This window comes from Bradyrhizobium sp. (assembly GCF_036735945.1).
Taxonomy (GTDB): Bacteria; Pseudomonadota; Alphaproteobacteria; order Rhizobiales; family Xanthobacteraceae; genus Bradyrhizobium.
The window spans coordinates 1-14669 of sequence record NZ_DAINNI010000119.1 but is presented as its reverse complement, the minus strand read 5'-3'; the positions used below and the strand labels follow the sequence as shown (position 1 = coordinate 14669).

Here is a 14669-nt window from a genome sequence, read left to right as displayed (position 1 = left end):
GGTATCATCCCGATGTTGAATCATGACTCACTTCCCAGGGAAAGTGGGTACTAGGCCCCGGTAAGACCTGACTCACGCTGTTCCGTGACACGGAAATCCTGCGCCAAGTCGCGCGCTTGCTCTCTGCACGCACGATGCCTAGGGTCCCTGCCAACAAGAGTCAAAGCAGGGAGCGAACTTGTGACGATTAAAGCTATTTCTCGCCGCCACGTATTGACTGCAGCCGCGGGCGTTTCCGCCGCAGCGATTTTGCCGCGCTCGAGCCTCGGCTCCGACTGGCGGCCGACCGAGACCGTGCGTCTCATCGTGCCGGCGGCGGCCGGCGGCAGCACCGACGTGATGGGGCGGCTGCTGGCCGCGCATCTGCAGACAGCGTGGGGCCAGTCGGCGGTCGTGGAAAACCGTTCCGGCGGCGGCGGCACGATCGGCGCCGCCGAGGTCGTGCGTGCCAAGCCGGATGGCCATGTCATTCTGGTTGGCAATCCCGGTCCGAATGCGATCGCCTACAGCATCTTCCGCAACCTGACCTACAAGCCCGACCAGTTGCAGCCGGTCAGCAACATGATCCGGATTCCGAACATCGTGTCGGCGCACCCATCGACCGGCATCAAGTCGATCCCCGAATTGATCGCCTACATCAAGGCCAATCCGGACAAGCTGAACTACGCCTCCTCCGGCGTCGGCCAGAGCCCTCACCTGACCGGTGCCTGGTTCCTGCAACTCACCGGCCTGAAGATGGTGCATGTGCCGTTCCGCGGCGCAGGTCCCGCGCTGCAGGCGGCGCTGGCGGGCGATATCCAGATCCTGTTCGACAATCTCTATCCGTCGCTGCCGCAGACGCAGGAGGGCAAGCTCACCGCGCTCTGCGTGACCACGCCCGAGCGCAGCCCGGCGGCGCCGAACATCCCGACCATGCGCGAGGGCGGACCCGAACTTTCGAAGTTCGACGTCTCCTCCTGGTTCGGCATCTTCCTGCCGAAGGCCACGCCCGCTCCGGTCGTCGAGGCGCTGAACAAGGAGATCAAGGCGGCGCTGGCGCGCGATGACGTCAAGAAGACCCTCGGCAGCATGGGCGCCACCGCCGACTGGGGCACGCCGCAGCAATTCTCCGACTTCGTGCAGGCGGAAACCACAAAGTTCGCCGAGATCATCAAGCGCGAAGGCCTGCAGATGGATGTGAATTGAGAGGGCATTTTCCGTAGCCCAAATCAAAAACCCCGCGGCTCGCACCGCGGGGTTTTCTTTTCGATCGGCTTCTCGCCGGCTCAGTGCGCCAGGATCGCCAGCAGCAGCAGCGCCACGATGTTGGTGATCTTGATCATCGGGTTCACCGCCGGACCCGCCGTATCCTTGTAGGGATCGCCGACGGTGTCACCGGTCACCGCCGCCTTGTGCGCATCGGAGCCCTTGCCGCCGAAATGGCCGTCCTCGATGTATTTCTTGGCGTTGTCCCAGGCGCCGCCGCCCGAGGTCATCGAGATCGCGACGAACAGGCCCGTCACGATCACGCCGAGCAGCATGGCGCCGACCGCCGAGAACGCCGCCGACTTGCCGGCCGCGCCGCCGCCCGCGATCACGTAGATCGCGAAGTAGACGAAGATCGGTGACAGCACCGGCAGCAGCGACGGAATGATCATTTCCTTGATCGCCGCCTTGGTCAGCAGGTCGACCGCCTTGCCGTAGTCCGGCTTGTCGGTGCCCTGCATGATGCCCGGCTTCTCGCGGAACTGGCGCCGCACTTCCTCGACGATCGCGCCGGCTGCACGGCCCACCGCGGTCATGCCCATCGCGCCGAACAGATACGGCAGCAGGCCGCCGAACAGGAGGCCGACCACGACGTAGGGGTTGTTCAGCGAAAAGTCCGGAGCGACGCCCTGGAAGTAGACGTTCTTGGACGAGTTGGCGATGAAGAACTTGAGGTCTTCATTGTAGGCCGCGAACAGCACCAGCGCGCCGAGACCGGCGGAGCCGATCGCGTAGCCCTTGGTGACGGCCTTGGTGGTGTTGCCGACCGCGTCGAGCGCGTCGGTCGACTTGCGGACTTCCTTCGGCAGGCCGGCCATTTCGGCGATGCCGCCGGCATTGTCCGTAACCGGGCCGAAGGCGTCGAGCGCGACGATCATGCCGGCCAGCGCCAGCATCGTCGTGGTCGCGATCGCGATGCCGAACAGGCCGGCAAGGCTGTAGGTGATCAGGATGCCGGCGATGATGACGATCGCGGGCAGCGCGGTCGCTTCCATCGAGATCGCCAGACCCTGGATCACGTTGGTGCCGTGACCGGTGACCGAGGACGAGGCGATCGACTTCACCGGGCGATAGTCGGTGCCGGTGTAGTATTCGGTGATCCAGATGATCAGGCCGGTGACGGCAAGGCCGACGACGCCGCACAGGAACAGCGACATGCCGGTGAACTTCACGCCCGCCAGCGGACCGAAACCGATCAGCCAGTTGATGACGGCGGCAACGCCGACCAGCGACAGCACGCCGGTCGCGATCAGGCCCTTGTACAGCGCGCCCATGATGGACTGGCTGGCGCCGAGCTTGACGAAGAAGGTGCCGATGATCGAGGTGATGATGCAGACGCCGCCGATGGCGAGCGGGAGCGTCATCATGTTGACCAGCAGCGGCGAATTCGCGAAGAAGATCGCGGCCAGCACCATGGTGGCGACCGCGGTCACCGCATAGGTCTCGAACAGGTCGGCCGCCATGCCGGCGCAGTCACCGACATTGTCGCCGACGTTGTCGGCGATGGTCGCCGGATTGCGCGGATCGTCCTCGGGAATGCCGGCTTCGACCTTGCCGACGAGGTCGCCGCCGACGTCGGCGCCCTTGGTGAAGATGCCGCCGCCGAGACGGGCGAAGATCGAGATCAGCGAGGCGCCGAAGCCGAGCGCCACCAGCGCGTCGACGACGACGCGGTCATTGGCCTTCAGCCCCATGATCTGTGTGAGATAGGCGAAATAGAGGGTGACGCCGAGCAGCGCGAGACCGGCCACCAGCAGACCCGTGATCGCGCCCGCCTTGAAGGCGAGTTCGAGGCCACCGGCGAGCGAGGTGGTCGCCGCCTGCGCCGTGCGCACGTTGGCGCGCACCGAGACGTTCATGCCGATGAAGCCGGCGGCGCCCGACAGCACCGCGCCGACCAGGAAGCCGACCGCAACCAGCATGCCGAGGAAGTAGGCCAGCAGCGCGAAGATCACCACGCCGACGATGGCGATGGTGGTGTACTGGCGGCGCAGGTAGGCCTGCGCGCCTTCGGCCACGGCTGCCGCGATCTCCTGCATGCGCGCGTTGCCGGCGTCGGCCTTCAGTACGGACGACGTCGCCCAGATGGCGTAAAGAATCGAAAGCGCTCCGCAGAGCACAATCACCCATAATGCTGTCATTGAAGTTGCCTCAGATGCTGTTTTCCGCCCCACGCCATCCCGCGAACGCGGCCGGCGCTTATTGAGGAGGCCTTCCCTGCCCAAAAGGGGGGCCTCAAATCGGCGGGACCATGCCAAAATCGTCCCCCCGGCGCAACGCCACGGAAGCCAGAATTCGTCGATTTTTGAAAGGATTCACCGGTAAGCGGCCCGGTGATTGGCCGCCTGGCGCTCACCCCGCCCGAAATACAAGAGCCCGCTCAACCCCAGCGGGATCGAGCGGGCTCACGAGCCATTCCAGTACATCCGTGAAACGACCGTTTCGAGGCCTTTAGGCGAGCGACAGGTTTTCCGCGCTCACCTTGCCCCGCATCTTGTCGGTCTTGAGTTCGAACTGAACCTTCTGACCCTCGGCCAGCCCACTAAGGCCGGCGCGCTCGACGGCGGAAATGTGCACGAACACATCCTTGCTGCCGTCGCTCGGCTCAATGAAACCGAACCCCTTTTGACCGTTGAACCACTTCACTGTTCCCGTAGGCATTCTCTTCTCCAAAGCACGTGGGCTTTTCATTCCGCGCGGCGATCGCGCGGATTCAAATCCAATCTCGACGATGTCTCTGGGAAGAAGCCCCTTGGGGAGCGCGTTCAAAAAGGCACGGCGGCAATCGAATAGCACTACACGTATAGGTTTTCCGCCGGATTGCAATGGTGCAGAGCGAATAAATACCGGCAAGGTTAGCGCGCCGCCTTCAGAAATGGCTGTAGGACAGCCGCTCCAGCGCGATCTCGATGCCCTGGCTGTCGATGAACCTCGGCCCGGCGCTTCCTGCAACCACCGTACCGATGGAACTGACGGCAACGCCGGCGACCCACGCCGCCTGCGTGAACGGCCCGACCCGGTCCTCGGCCATCGTGCACAGGATCTCGTAGTCGTCGCCGCCGACGATCAGTGTCTCCCGCCCCACAACCCCGCGCGACACCAGGTCCCACGTCGCAGCGGACAGCGGAACCTGCTCCAGCTCAATCACGGCCGAGACGCCGGAGGCACCGCAGAGCTTGGTGAGGTCGCCGGCGAGGCCATCAGACACATCCATCGCCGCACTGGCGTGGTCTCTGACGATCCCGGCCAGCGCCACGCGCGGTTGCGGAACACGGTAGCGGCCGACCAGCGCCTCGCGCGCGGCCTTGTCGGTCGCCGCGGCGTGGACCTTTCCGCCCTTGAGGACTGCGAGTCCCAGCGCGGCGTCGCCGATCGTGCCTGTCACCATCACGCGCTCGCCGGCTTTGGCGCCGCTGCGATGAACCATCTTGCCCGGCGGCACCCGGCCGAACGCGGTGACCGAGACCATCAGCGGACCCGGCGTCGATACGGTATCGCCTCCCAATAGCGGACAGGCGAACTGCGCGGCATCCTCGCCAAGCGCGGCCGCAAACGGCTTCAGCCAGGCCTCCTCGGCGCTGCGCAAGGCCAGTGTCAGCACAAAGCCGGCGGGAATGGCCCCTTTTGCCGCGAGATCGCTGAGGTTCACCCGCAGCGCCTTGCGGGCGATGGTATCGGGGGGATCGTCGGAGAGGAAATGCACGCCTTCGACGATGGCATCCGTCGTCACCACGATGTCAGCGCCATCGGGCTTCAACGCGGCAGCGTCGTCGTCGAGGCCGAGTGCGCCGGGATCGGTCGCAAGCGGCCGGAAATAGCGCGCGATCAGCGAGTCCTCGCCGGACGCGGGCTTGCCGCTAGCCACGCGCGAACTCGTCGGCGCGGAACTGGCGCGCGATCTGGTCGAGCACCGCATTCACCATGCCGGTCTCGTCCTTTTCGACGAAGGCATGCGCGACGTCGACATATTCCGACACCACGACGCGCCCGGGAACGTCCTTGCGGTGCTCCAGCTCGTAGGAGCCGGCCCGCAGCACCGCACGCAAAATCGCGTCGATCCGCTTCAAGGGCCAGCCCTTCGAGAGCGCATCGTCGATCAGGGGATCGAGCCTTGCCTGGTCGCGGACCACGCCGGACACCACGTCACGGAAGAATGCAGCTTCGGCCGGCAGATATTTCTCGCCCTCGACCTCGTTGCCGAGCCAGTGGCTCTCGAACTCTGCGAAGATGTCGTTGATCCCGGCGCCGGCGATGTCCATCTGATACAGCGCCTGCACGGCCGCGAGCCGCGCCGCGCCACGGCGGTTGGCTTTCCGTTCGGGACTCCTGGCTGGCTTCTTCTGATCCGCCATCGTCTAAGCCTTCGTCAGCCGCCGCTTGATCCGCAGCATCGCCAGCGCCGCGCGCGCGGCGTCGCCACCCTTGTTGAGTTCGCTGGCCCGCGCCCGTGCCCAGGCCTGCGCGTCGGTATTGACTGTAATGATGCCGTTGCCGAGCGGAATTTTCCGCGCGACCGAAAGGTCCATCAGCGCGCGCGAGGATTCGATCGAGACGATCTCGAAATGGATGGTGTCGCCGCGCACTACGCAGCCGAGCGCGATGGCCGCGTCATACGGCTTGCCGTTGTTTTCGGCCGCATCGAGCGCGATCGCGATCGCCGCCGGAATTTCCAGCGCGCCGGGCACGGTGAGGAGGTCGTGCGTCACTCCGGCGACCTTCAGCTCGGCGACGGCGCCTTCCAGCAGCGCGTCCTGGATATCGTCATAGAACCGCGCCTCGACGATCAGCGCGCGCGCCCCCGAGATGTCGGTCTGGTCCTTCAGCGGTGCGCGCCGTGCGTCTGCCATTGTTCAATCCGTTTCACTCTGGTACCGGCGCGTTATGTAGTCGCCGCGGGTGGCTAAGCCAAGCACGAATAGGCAACGTTATTCAGGATGACGGCTTGCGCTGTCACTTCATTTCCGACAGCCGCGCCGCATAGCGGGCCATCAGGTCGACCTCGATATTGACCTCGCTGCCGGCGGCCCACAAGCTGAGCGTGGTCACGCTGAGCGTATGCGGGATGATCAGCACCGAAAATGCGACATCCTCGACCGTGTTCACAGTCAGCGACACGCCATCCAGCGTCACCGAGCCCTTGGCGGCGATGAAGCGAGCGAGCTCGCGCGTGGTGCGCAGCTCGAATCGCGCCATGTCGGGCAGGTCGTCACGCTTGACGATGGTGACGATGCCGTCGGCATGTCCGGCGACGATGTGACCGCCGAGTTCGTCGCCGATCTTCAGCGCGCGCTCGAGATTGAGCCTGGTGCCCTTGGTCCAGTGCTTCGCCGTGGTCATGCCGAGCGTTTCGGCGGCGGCATCGACATCGAACCAGGTCTTGCCGCCTTCGACACCGGAGGCGACCACGGTCAGGCAGACGCCGTTACAGGCGATGGACGCACCATCAGCAATCGTCGTCCGGTCGTAGCGGCAGGCGATCCGCATGCGGTGCAGCTGCCCCTGCGCGGTTGGCGTGAAGCCGACGATCTCGCCGATATCGGTGACAATTCCGGTAAACATTACGCGCGCTCGTACACGGTCAGAGTGTCCTTATCCAGGCTCTCGCTAGCACGGGCCCTGTACGCCGGCGAGCCGGTGATTGACGAGAGCGGCAATGCGTCCAGCGCGGGAATGCCGTCCGCGCCGATGGTGCCGGGGCCGCGCAGCAGCCAGATTTCATCGACAAGGCCGCTTGCGACAAAGGACGAGGCGACCCGCGAGCCACCCTCCACCATCAGCCGCGTGACGCCCTTGTCGGACAGCGCCCGCAACACCGCCGCCAGATCGAGCCCCGGCGGGTTCGCCGTCGCCGCAATGCGCAGCACCTGCGCGCCGGCCGCGCCAAGTTTCATGGCCGCCGGCGCCTCGGCGATATCAGACGTCATTACCCAGAGCTGCGTCTCGCGGGCGGAACGGACCAGCCTGCTCGCACCCGGCAGGCGCAGCGCGCGATCCAGCACCACCCGCACCGGCGACCGCGCTTCCATTCCGGGCAGACGGCAGGTCAGCAGCGGATCGTCGGCCAGCACGGTGCCGATGCCGACCAGGACGGCGTCGCACTGCGCGCGCAACAGATGCACCTGCGTTCGGGCCGCTTCGCCCGTAATCGCGACCGGCTTGTGGCCGGCGTCGGCGATCCTGTCGTCGGCGGATACCGCGAGCTTCAGGATCACATGTGGGCGCTTGTCGCGGATCCGGCGAAAGTGCCCGGCGTGGTCGCGCGCGGCCTGCTCCGCGCCGAGACCGACATCGACCGCGATCCCGGCCGCGCGCAGTTTCGCATGCCCCTGCCCGGCCACTTCCGGATTGGGGTCCTCGATCGCCGACACCACGCGTGCAATCCCGGCGGCAATCACGGCGTCGACACAGGGCGGCGACTTGCCGAAATGCGAGCAGGGCTCGAGCGTCACATAGAGCGTGGCGCCCCGCGCCGCCTCGCCGGCCCGCTTCAGCGCCTCGGGCTCGGCATGGGGCCGGCCGCCCGGCTGCGTCCAGCCACGGCCGACGATGACGCCGTCCCTGACCACGACAGCGCCGACGGCCGGATTGGGCCAGGTGCGCCCCAGCCCGCGCCGGCCGAGCGCCAGCGCCAGCTGCATGAAGCGCTGGTCCGCCGCCCGCGCCGCTTCCTTGGCTTGCTTGAGCTTCTGCCCGTACTGGTCTTCCAGGATGCGGAAGATCATTTGCGCAACGTGGCGACCCGCGCTTCGTCCTCGCCCGAGAGTTCGCCGAGCACGGCCTCGAAATCCTTGGCCTCGCGGAAATTGCGATAGACGGAGGCGAAGCGCACATAGGCGACGTCGTCGAGCTGGCGCAGGTGCTCCATCACGATCTCGCCGATCGCCTCGGATGAGACTTCCGCCTCGCCGCCGCTTTCGAGTTCGCGCACGATCGACGAGACCATCTTCTCGACTCTTTCAGGATCGACCGGCCGCTTGCGCAGGGAAATCTGCACCGAGCGCATCAGCTTGTCGCGGTCGAACGGCACCCGGCGGCCGTTGCGCTTGATGATGGTCAGTTCGCGGAGCTGCACCCGCTCGAAGGTGGTGAAGCGGAAGTTGCAGGCAATGCACACGCGCCGCCGCCGGATCACGGCCGAATCCTCGGTCGGCCGTGAATCCTTCACCTGCGTATCGAGACTGTTGCAGCTCGGACAGCGCATCCACCCGCGTCCTTTACTGGTAGATCGGGAAGCGGTCGGTCAGGGCCTTCACGCGCTCCTTGATCGCGGCTTCCACCAGCGGCGCCTTGCCGTCCGGCGATTGCGCCAGCGCGTTCAGCACCTCGGCGATCATGCCGCCGACCTGCTTGAACTCGGCGACGCCGAATCCGCGCGTGGTCGCCGCCGGCGTGCCGAGACGCAGGCCAGAGGTGACGAACGGCTTTTCGGGATCGAAGGGAATGCCGTTCTTGTTGCAGGTGATGGCGGCGCGCACCAGCGCCTTCTCCGAGACGTTGCCCTTCAGCCCCTTCGGCCTGAGATCGACCAGCATCAGGTGGTTGTCGGTGCCGCCGGAGACGATGTCGAGGCCGTGACCGCGCAGCGTTTCCGCCAGCGCCTTGGCGTTCTCGACGACGTTCCTGGCGTAGACCTTGAAGTCCGGCCGCAGCGCCTCGGCGAACGCCACCGCCTTGGCGGCGATGACATGCATCAGCGGACCGCCCTGCAGGCCCGGGAAGATCGCCGAATTCAGTTTCTTGGCGATCGCTTCGTCGTTCGACAGGATCAGGCCGCCACGCGGGCCGCGCAGCGACTTGTGCGTCGTCGTCGTCGTGACGTGGGCATGCGGCACCGGCGAGGCATGGACGCCGCCGGCGACGAGGCCGGCGAAATGCGCCATGTCGACCAAGAGATAGGCGCCGACACTATCGGCGATCTCGCGGAAACGCTTGAAATCCCAGGCGCGCGAATAGGCCGACCCGCCGGCGATGATCAGCTTGGGGCGGACCTGCTCGGCTTGCCTCGCCACTTCGTCCATGTCGATGATCTGGTCGTCGCGCCGCACGGTGTAGTGCGAGGCCTTGAACCACTTGCCGGACATGTTGACCGGCGAGCCGTGGGTGAGATGGCCGCCGGCGGCGAGGTCGAGGCCCATGAAAGTGTCGCCGGGCTGCAGCAGCGCCAGAAACACCGCCTGGTTCATCTGACTGCCGGAGTTCGGCTGTACATTGGCAAACCCGGCGCCGAACAGCTTCTTGGCACGCTCGATCGCCAGCGTCTCGGCGACGTCGACCCATTCGCAACCGCCATAGTAGCGGGCGCCCGGATAGCCCTCCGCATACTTGTTGGTCATCACCGAACCCTGCGCTTCCAGAACGGCCCGGCTGACGATGTTTTCGGAGGCGATCAGCTCGATCTCATGCCGCTGGCGGCCGAGTTCGCCCTTGATCGCGGCGGCGATTTCCGGGTCGGCCTCGGCCAGCGTGGCCGTGAAGAACGAGTCGGGCGCGGAGGCGGTCTTGGCGCTGGTCGGCGATGAGGTCATGGGGCGAAATATCTCCACCGCCGCAGGCCCTTATGGGCGAAGCGGACGGGTCTGGTGTGGCGGTCGAAAGAAGCGCCTGCGAGATACCACATCCGGGCCACAATGGCCAAGCCTTTGCGGTATCCGGCTGATATTTATGCAAGATATGGTGGGGAGGAAGCCCTTCCCGTCGTCGCCCCGGCCTTGAGCCGGGGCCCATGGCCACCGGCAGTATTTGCGGAAGCGGGAAGTCTGCCAGGGTGCCCCTTCCCTGCCGCCGCGGCGTATGGGTCCCGGCGTTCGCCGGGACGACATTGGGGGCTTTACGCAAAGCGGTACGGACCGCCCTTCTCGATAGAGCGCTGGAATGCCGGGCGGGCGTGCATGCGCCCCAGCCAAGCTGCCAGGTTCCGGTACGGGGCGAGCTTGTCGAACACCTCAGCCATTTCAGCGACAAAGCTCATCTGGATATCGGCCCCCGTCAGCGACGGGCCGACGAAGAAGTCGCGGCCATCGAGCGCGCCGTCGACATAGCCGAGGTGGTTGGCCAGTTCGCTGTCGATGCGCGGATGCAGCGGCGCCCCCGCCTCCTTCAGCCGGCCGACATAGAGGTTCAACATCAGCGGCAGCATCGCCGAGCCTTCCGAATAGTGCAGCCACTCGTTGTAGGCCTCGTAATCCGCGCTGCCGGCGGCGGGCATCATCGCCCCCTTGCCGTAGCGGCGGATGATGTAATCGACGATGGCACCGGACTCCGCGACCGTCCGGTCGCCGTCGGTAATCACAGGCGACTTGCCGAGCGGATGAACCTCCTTCAACTCCGGCGGCGCCAGCCGCGTCTCGACATTGCGCTGGTAGCGCTTCATCTCATAGGGCGTGCCGAGTTCCTCGAGCAGCCACAGAATTCGCTGCGAGCGGGAGTCGTTGAGGTGATGAAAGATGAGCATGGGGCTTCCTCAGCTTATCGTTGGCCACTCGGTGCGCGAGAGTGTCATTGGCGGCGAAACGAGGCAATGCCGCACCCACGGCTGTCATCCTCCGCGCAAAGCGGAGGATCCAGTACGCTGCGGCTTGTCGGTTCAATCATTGGCGTCTCTGGAATACCGGGTCACCCGCCCCCGTGCGCAATTGCGCACAAGGCGGGTGACGACAATTGAATATGACGAAGCGTTCTCGCGACACGAACTGCCCGAGGCTTGCATCTTGTCTATCGCCCTCTCCAATCTGAGGGCGCAGGGAAGACCGGGTGCGCGCCGCACCCGCGGTCTCGTGTGCTGTTGCGCATGGCAAGAGATGCACACGAGCATACAGGTTCGGCGGGAGCATCCCGGCCTTCCCTGCGCAATGGCTTTACGGCTTACTTCGTGCTCTCCCTGGCGAACGGCTCTTTTGCCACCATCGCCCGAGAAAATCTGTCTCCCGGACTTAACGCCAGCACCGCGGCGTCCAGACCACACGACTTCACCGTACGCCTCCGGCGCGCTACGTCTATCGCGCCATCGGCGTCCATCGCATCTCACTGCACGCTGGTGACGATGGCCGACGCCCCTCATCTGCGGTGAGACGAGCGGGATTATCCGCTGATTTGGGGTGAGAACGGAAGCGGAATGTTTTTATTTCCGGGGCTTGACTCGGATTCTGAAAACCAGAAGTGAGTTGCCCGTCGGGCGGCAGACGCGGTCAAAAGCTCACAACCCCGTATAGCCCGCCTTCACCGGATCGGTGCTGCCGTCGAGCTGGCGCAGATAGGTCAGCCCGCACACGGTCAGCCGATGCGTATCCTTCTCGCCGGCCTCGACCAGCGTGTTGAGATAGGCGGTCACCTTGGCGCGTGCCTCGTCGCTTGCCGCGGCGCTGCAGTTCAGCAGCAGGTCATAGGTGTGCATGATCCGGTCGATCGCGGCTTCCATCAAACTCTCCTGATGCGGGTGATGCTGATTGGTCCGGTCAGGCCGGCATGCGCGCCTCGAATTCGGCGATCGCCAAGTTCGCGAGCCTGAGCCTGTTGCATTCGCCGCGTTGAAACAACTTCACGATGATTTCGACGAGAGGCTCGTTGGGGACCTCGCTGTCGGCAATGGCGCCGCTTCCGCGGAGGTAATTCGAGGCTATCGCGTAGGCATCGCCCACGACCTCAAAGCCCAGTACGTGCATTCCGCGTTCGACCAGCATGTCCTCACCCGTTAATGACCGGGCTATAATTCGCCGGTGCGAGCAAGGTTCCAACGCGGGCGCGGGCGATTTCTGCAAGAATGGCGTCAGTTGCCGGATGCAGGCAGGATTTCCGACAAAACAAAGCGCACCGGTGCCGGAAGACCGGCGCCGATGCGCTTCGGGCAAGGCTTACTGTCTTGCCAGTTCATGCTCCGCCTGATCGCCTCCGGTCTTCTCGATGCAGCCGGCTCGGCTAAAAGGCGGACTGAAGATCGATCCGGACGCGTTCGATGACGCGCCCCCACGCGTCACAGAACGCCGCCGGAAGTTCTCAGAGGCGGTACAGGATCTGGTCGGTCCAGAACCGCTCGAGGCGGTGCAGCGACTTGTTCAGCGTCGCGAACTCCTCGTTCGAGATGCCGCCGACCTGCTCCACCGTCTTGACGTGCTTCTGATAGAGCGCGTCGACGATCTTGCGGATCTCCTGGCCCTGCGCGGTCAGGCGGATGCGGACCGAGCGGCGGTCAACGCGCGAGCGCTGATGATCGAGGAAGCCGAGCTCGACGAGCTTCTTCAGGTTGTAGGAGACGTTGGAGCCGAGATAGTAACCGCGCGTGCGCAGTTCGCCCGCGGTCAGCTCCTTGTCGCCGATGTTATAGAGCAGCAAAGCCTGCACCGAATTGATGTCGGCGCGGCCGCGGCGATCGAACTCGTCCTTGATGACGTCGAGCAGACGGCGATGAAGCCGCTCCACCAGCGTCAACGCTTCGAGATAGAGCGGCTGCACGGGTGCTTGGCCGGCAGTACGTTCAGCGGTATCCACCGCCGTCGCAACGGCTTTGATCATGACACTTCCCCTGTTCGTCGTTTTTCGACTTTATTCGACGAAACTTCTGTCCCGCCTGATAGGTTCAACTTAAGGGGGCGGATTGAACATCCGCTTAAATAAGACAATAAAGAGATCATGAATTTAACAGAGTGAATTGTGGATTAAGGCCTGTAGATCAAGGCCTTTTGCAATGTTTCGTTGACGCTGGAAGCGCGATGTTCACGCTTCGTCTTGGGCCCCTGTCGCATTCGGAAACAGGTCGGCCGGAAATGGCAACGCTCGCGTAACAGGTGTGGTGGAACCTTTACGGCCCTTAACGATGAGCGAAATGTTAACGGCAGGGTTTTTGGAAAATTGTACGGGACGGCGTCGGGATTTCTGCACGTGGATGGATTATGGCGGAAAACTGACGCGTCGAAACGGCGCCTTACGGCGGGCGTTCGCGCGCGGCCATCCAGGCCAGTGCGAGATAGGCGCCGAGCATCACGGCTTCCACCGCGACGATCGTCAGGCTGCCGCCATAGATTCCCGGAAACATCAGCTCGATCACCGCCATCGACACGACGGTGGTGAGCCACACCACCGCGCCCCAGGGCGTGGCGAGCCAGAGGCCCACGGCGGCGACGAGTTCGATCACCGCGAAGTAGACGGTCGCGGTCTGCCAGGCCATCGACTGGTTCTCGAACGCCTCTTCCTCGCCGCCGATGAAGCCGGTGACCTGCGCCCAGTGATACAGGCCCTTCATGATCGAGATCACGGCCATGACGCGCAGGAACATCACCAGGCGGCGCGTCCACACATTGTCGTCGGACTCGATCCGCTCCGACGACATGCCCGCCATGGACATCGCGCCGTCCCGCTCCCTGGCCTTGTCCCGCGTCGCATCGCGCGCCGATACGTCAGACATGGCGGCCATCCTGGCGGCCGGCCACGAAATCGGGGCGCAACAAGTGCTGGAATCTCCTCATGGCCCGATGTCTTGGCCCGGCGGGACGGCAAAATCAATTGCCGATGAGATGGATCAAGGCGCGGTGACGGGGCCGGGGCAAGATGCTAGAATTGGAACAAATCGAAGCTTTCCCGCGCTTTCAGGAGTATCCATCACATGGCGATCAAATTCGGGCGTCCGATCGAGATGCGCGACGCACCGCGGCGGCCGGCCGCGCTGGCCCCCACCCCGCTCGACCTGGCGATCCGCCCCCGCCGCAACCGCAAGGCGGAATGGGCGCGGCGCCTGGTGCGGGAAAACGTGCTGACCACGGACGACCTGATCTGGCCACTGTTCGTGGTCGGCGGGCAGAACACCCGCACGCCGGTGGCCTCGATGCCCGGCGTCGACCGCCTCACCGTCGACCAGGTGGTGCGCGACGCCGAACGCGCGGCGAAGCTGAATATCCCCTGCATCGCGCTGTTTCCCTACACCGAGCCGTCCTTGCGCGACGAGACCGGCTCCGAGGCGCTCAACCCGAACAACCTGGTCTGCCAGGCGGTGCGCGCCATCAAGAAGGAATTCCCCGATATCGGCGTGCTCTGCGACGTCGCGCTCGATCCCTTCACCAGCCACGGCCATGACGGGCTGATCGAGGACGGCAGGATCCTCAACGACGAGACGGTCGCGGTGCTGGTGCAGCAGGCGCTGGTGCAGGCCGAAGCCGGCTGCGACGTCATCGCGCCCTCGGACATGATGGACGGCCGCGTCGGCGCGATCCGCGACGCGCTGGATGACAACGGCTTTGGCGACGTGCAGATCATGTCCTATGCGGCCAAATACGCCTCCGCCTTCTACGGCCCGTTCCGCGACGCCATCGGCTCGGCCAAGACGCTGACCGGCGACAAGCGCACCTACCAGATGGACAGCGCCAATTCGGATGAGGCCCTGCGAGAGGTCGAACTCGACATCGCCGAAGGCGCGGACATGGTGATGGTGAAGCCCGGCA

16 protein-coding genes are annotated in these 14669 nt (G+C 64.9%); 2 read left to right on the top strand and 14 right to left on the bottom strand.

Translation table 11 applies throughout. The annotated features are described in order from the left end of the window. Window positions 1-180: 180 nt before the first annotated feature. The gene (locus V7E26_RS24810) at window positions 181-1185 is read left to right on the top strand and encodes a Bug family tripartite tricarboxylate transporter substrate binding protein (protein ID WP_324421449.1); all 1005 of its coding nucleotides are present in this window, start codon (window positions 181-183) and stop codon (window positions 1183-1185) included. 80 nt (window positions 1186-1265) lie between these two features. On the opposite strand, the gene V7E26_RS24805 is transcribed toward V7E26_RS24810, so the two are convergent. The 14 genes from V7E26_RS24805 to V7E26_RS24740 all read right to left on the bottom strand — a co-directional run bounded on the left by V7E26_RS24805 (window position 1266) and on the right by V7E26_RS24740 (window position 13639). Next, on the bottom strand, window positions 1266-3386 hold the full coding sequence (locus V7E26_RS24805; protein ID WP_324421447.1) for a sodium-translocating pyrophosphatase: 2121 nt from the start codon (window positions 3384-3386) through the stop codon (window positions 1266-1268). A 310-nt stretch (window positions 3387-3696) separates the two neighbouring features. Then, a complete protein-coding gene (locus V7E26_RS24800; RefSeq protein WP_324421445.1) occupies window positions 3697-3906 on the bottom strand; it encodes a cold-shock protein in 210 nt (69 codons plus the stop codon). A 208-nt stretch (window positions 3907-4114) separates the two neighbouring features. Beyond that, a complete protein-coding gene (thiL, locus tag V7E26_RS24795) occupies window positions 4115-5110 on the bottom strand; it encodes a thiamine-phosphate kinase (RefSeq protein ID WP_324421443.1) in 996 nt (331 codons plus the stop codon). Continuing rightward, window positions 5103-5597, bottom strand: a complete 495-nt coding sequence (gene nusB, locus V7E26_RS24790; protein ID WP_324421441.1) for a transcription antitermination factor NusB — start codon at window positions 5595-5597, stop codon at window positions 5103-5105. Before nusB ends, thiL begins: the two co-directional genes overlap by 8 nt. Window positions 5598-5600: 3 nt before the next feature. Continuing rightward, window positions 5601-6092, bottom strand: a complete 492-nt coding sequence (gene ribH / locus V7E26_RS24785) for a 6,7-dimethyl-8-ribityllumazine synthase (protein ID WP_324421439.1) — start codon at window positions 6090-6092, stop codon at window positions 5601-5603. A 103-nt stretch (window positions 6093-6195) separates the two neighbouring features. Beyond that, window positions 6196-6804 carry a riboflavin synthase gene (locus V7E26_RS24780; RefSeq protein ID WP_324421437.1) on the bottom strand — a complete coding sequence of 203 codons (609 nt, stop codon included), beginning with the start codon at window positions 6802-6804 and terminating at the stop codon, window positions 6196-6198. Continuing rightward, window positions 6804-7967: a bifunctional diaminohydroxyphosphoribosylaminopyrimidine deaminase/5-amino-6-(5-phosphoribosylamino)uracil reductase RibD gene (gene ribD, locus V7E26_RS24775; RefSeq protein ID WP_324421435.1), complete on the bottom strand. Its 1164-nt coding sequence runs from the start codon at window positions 7965-7967 to the stop codon at window positions 6804-6806. The genes V7E26_RS24780 and ribD overlap by 1 nt, the downstream gene beginning before the upstream one ends. Further along, on the bottom strand, window positions 7964-8446 hold the full coding sequence (gene nrdR, locus V7E26_RS24770; protein ID WP_324421433.1) for a transcriptional regulator NrdR: 483 nt from the start codon (window positions 8444-8446) through the stop codon (window positions 7964-7966). Before nrdR ends, ribD begins: the two co-directional genes overlap by 4 nt. Window positions 8447-8459: 13 nt before the next feature. Beyond that, complete coding sequence (gene glyA, locus V7E26_RS24765; RefSeq protein WP_324421432.1) at window positions 8460-9770, bottom strand: serine hydroxymethyltransferase; 1311 nt, start codon at window positions 9768-9770, stop codon at window positions 8460-8462. Window positions 9771-10072: 302 nt separating this feature from the next. After that, window positions 10073-10696 (bottom strand): glutathione S-transferase family protein, encoded by a 624-nt coding sequence (locus V7E26_RS24760; RefSeq protein WP_324421431.1) that lies wholly within the window; start codon window positions 10694-10696, stop codon window positions 10073-10075. A gap of 741 nt (window positions 10697-11437) precedes the next feature. Next, window positions 11438-11659, bottom strand: coding sequence for a hypothetical protein (locus V7E26_RS24755; protein ID WP_324421430.1), 222 nt, complete (start codon window positions 11657-11659; stop codon window positions 11438-11440). A 37-nt stretch (window positions 11660-11696) separates the two neighbouring features. Next, window positions 11697-11921: a hypothetical protein gene (locus V7E26_RS24750; protein WP_324421428.1), complete on the bottom strand. Its 225-nt coding sequence runs from the start codon at window positions 11919-11921 to the stop codon at window positions 11697-11699. Window positions 11922-12234: 313 nt separating this feature from the next. Then, entirely contained in the window at window positions 12235-12750 is a 516-nt protein-coding gene (ldtR, locus tag V7E26_RS24745; protein WP_324421425.1) for a transcriptional regulator LdtR, read from the bottom strand. Between the two features lie 409 nt (window positions 12751-13159). Next, window positions 13160-13639, bottom strand: coding sequence for a DUF6163 family protein (locus V7E26_RS24740; protein ID WP_324421423.1), 480 nt, complete (start codon window positions 13637-13639; stop codon window positions 13160-13162). A gap of 198 nt (window positions 13640-13837) precedes the next feature. On the opposite strand from V7E26_RS24740, the gene hemB reads away from it, so the two are divergent. Beyond that, on the top strand, window positions 13838-14669 hold an 832-nt coding region (gene hemB, locus V7E26_RS24735), incomplete at its 3' end, for a porphobilinogen synthase (RefSeq protein ID WP_324421421.1).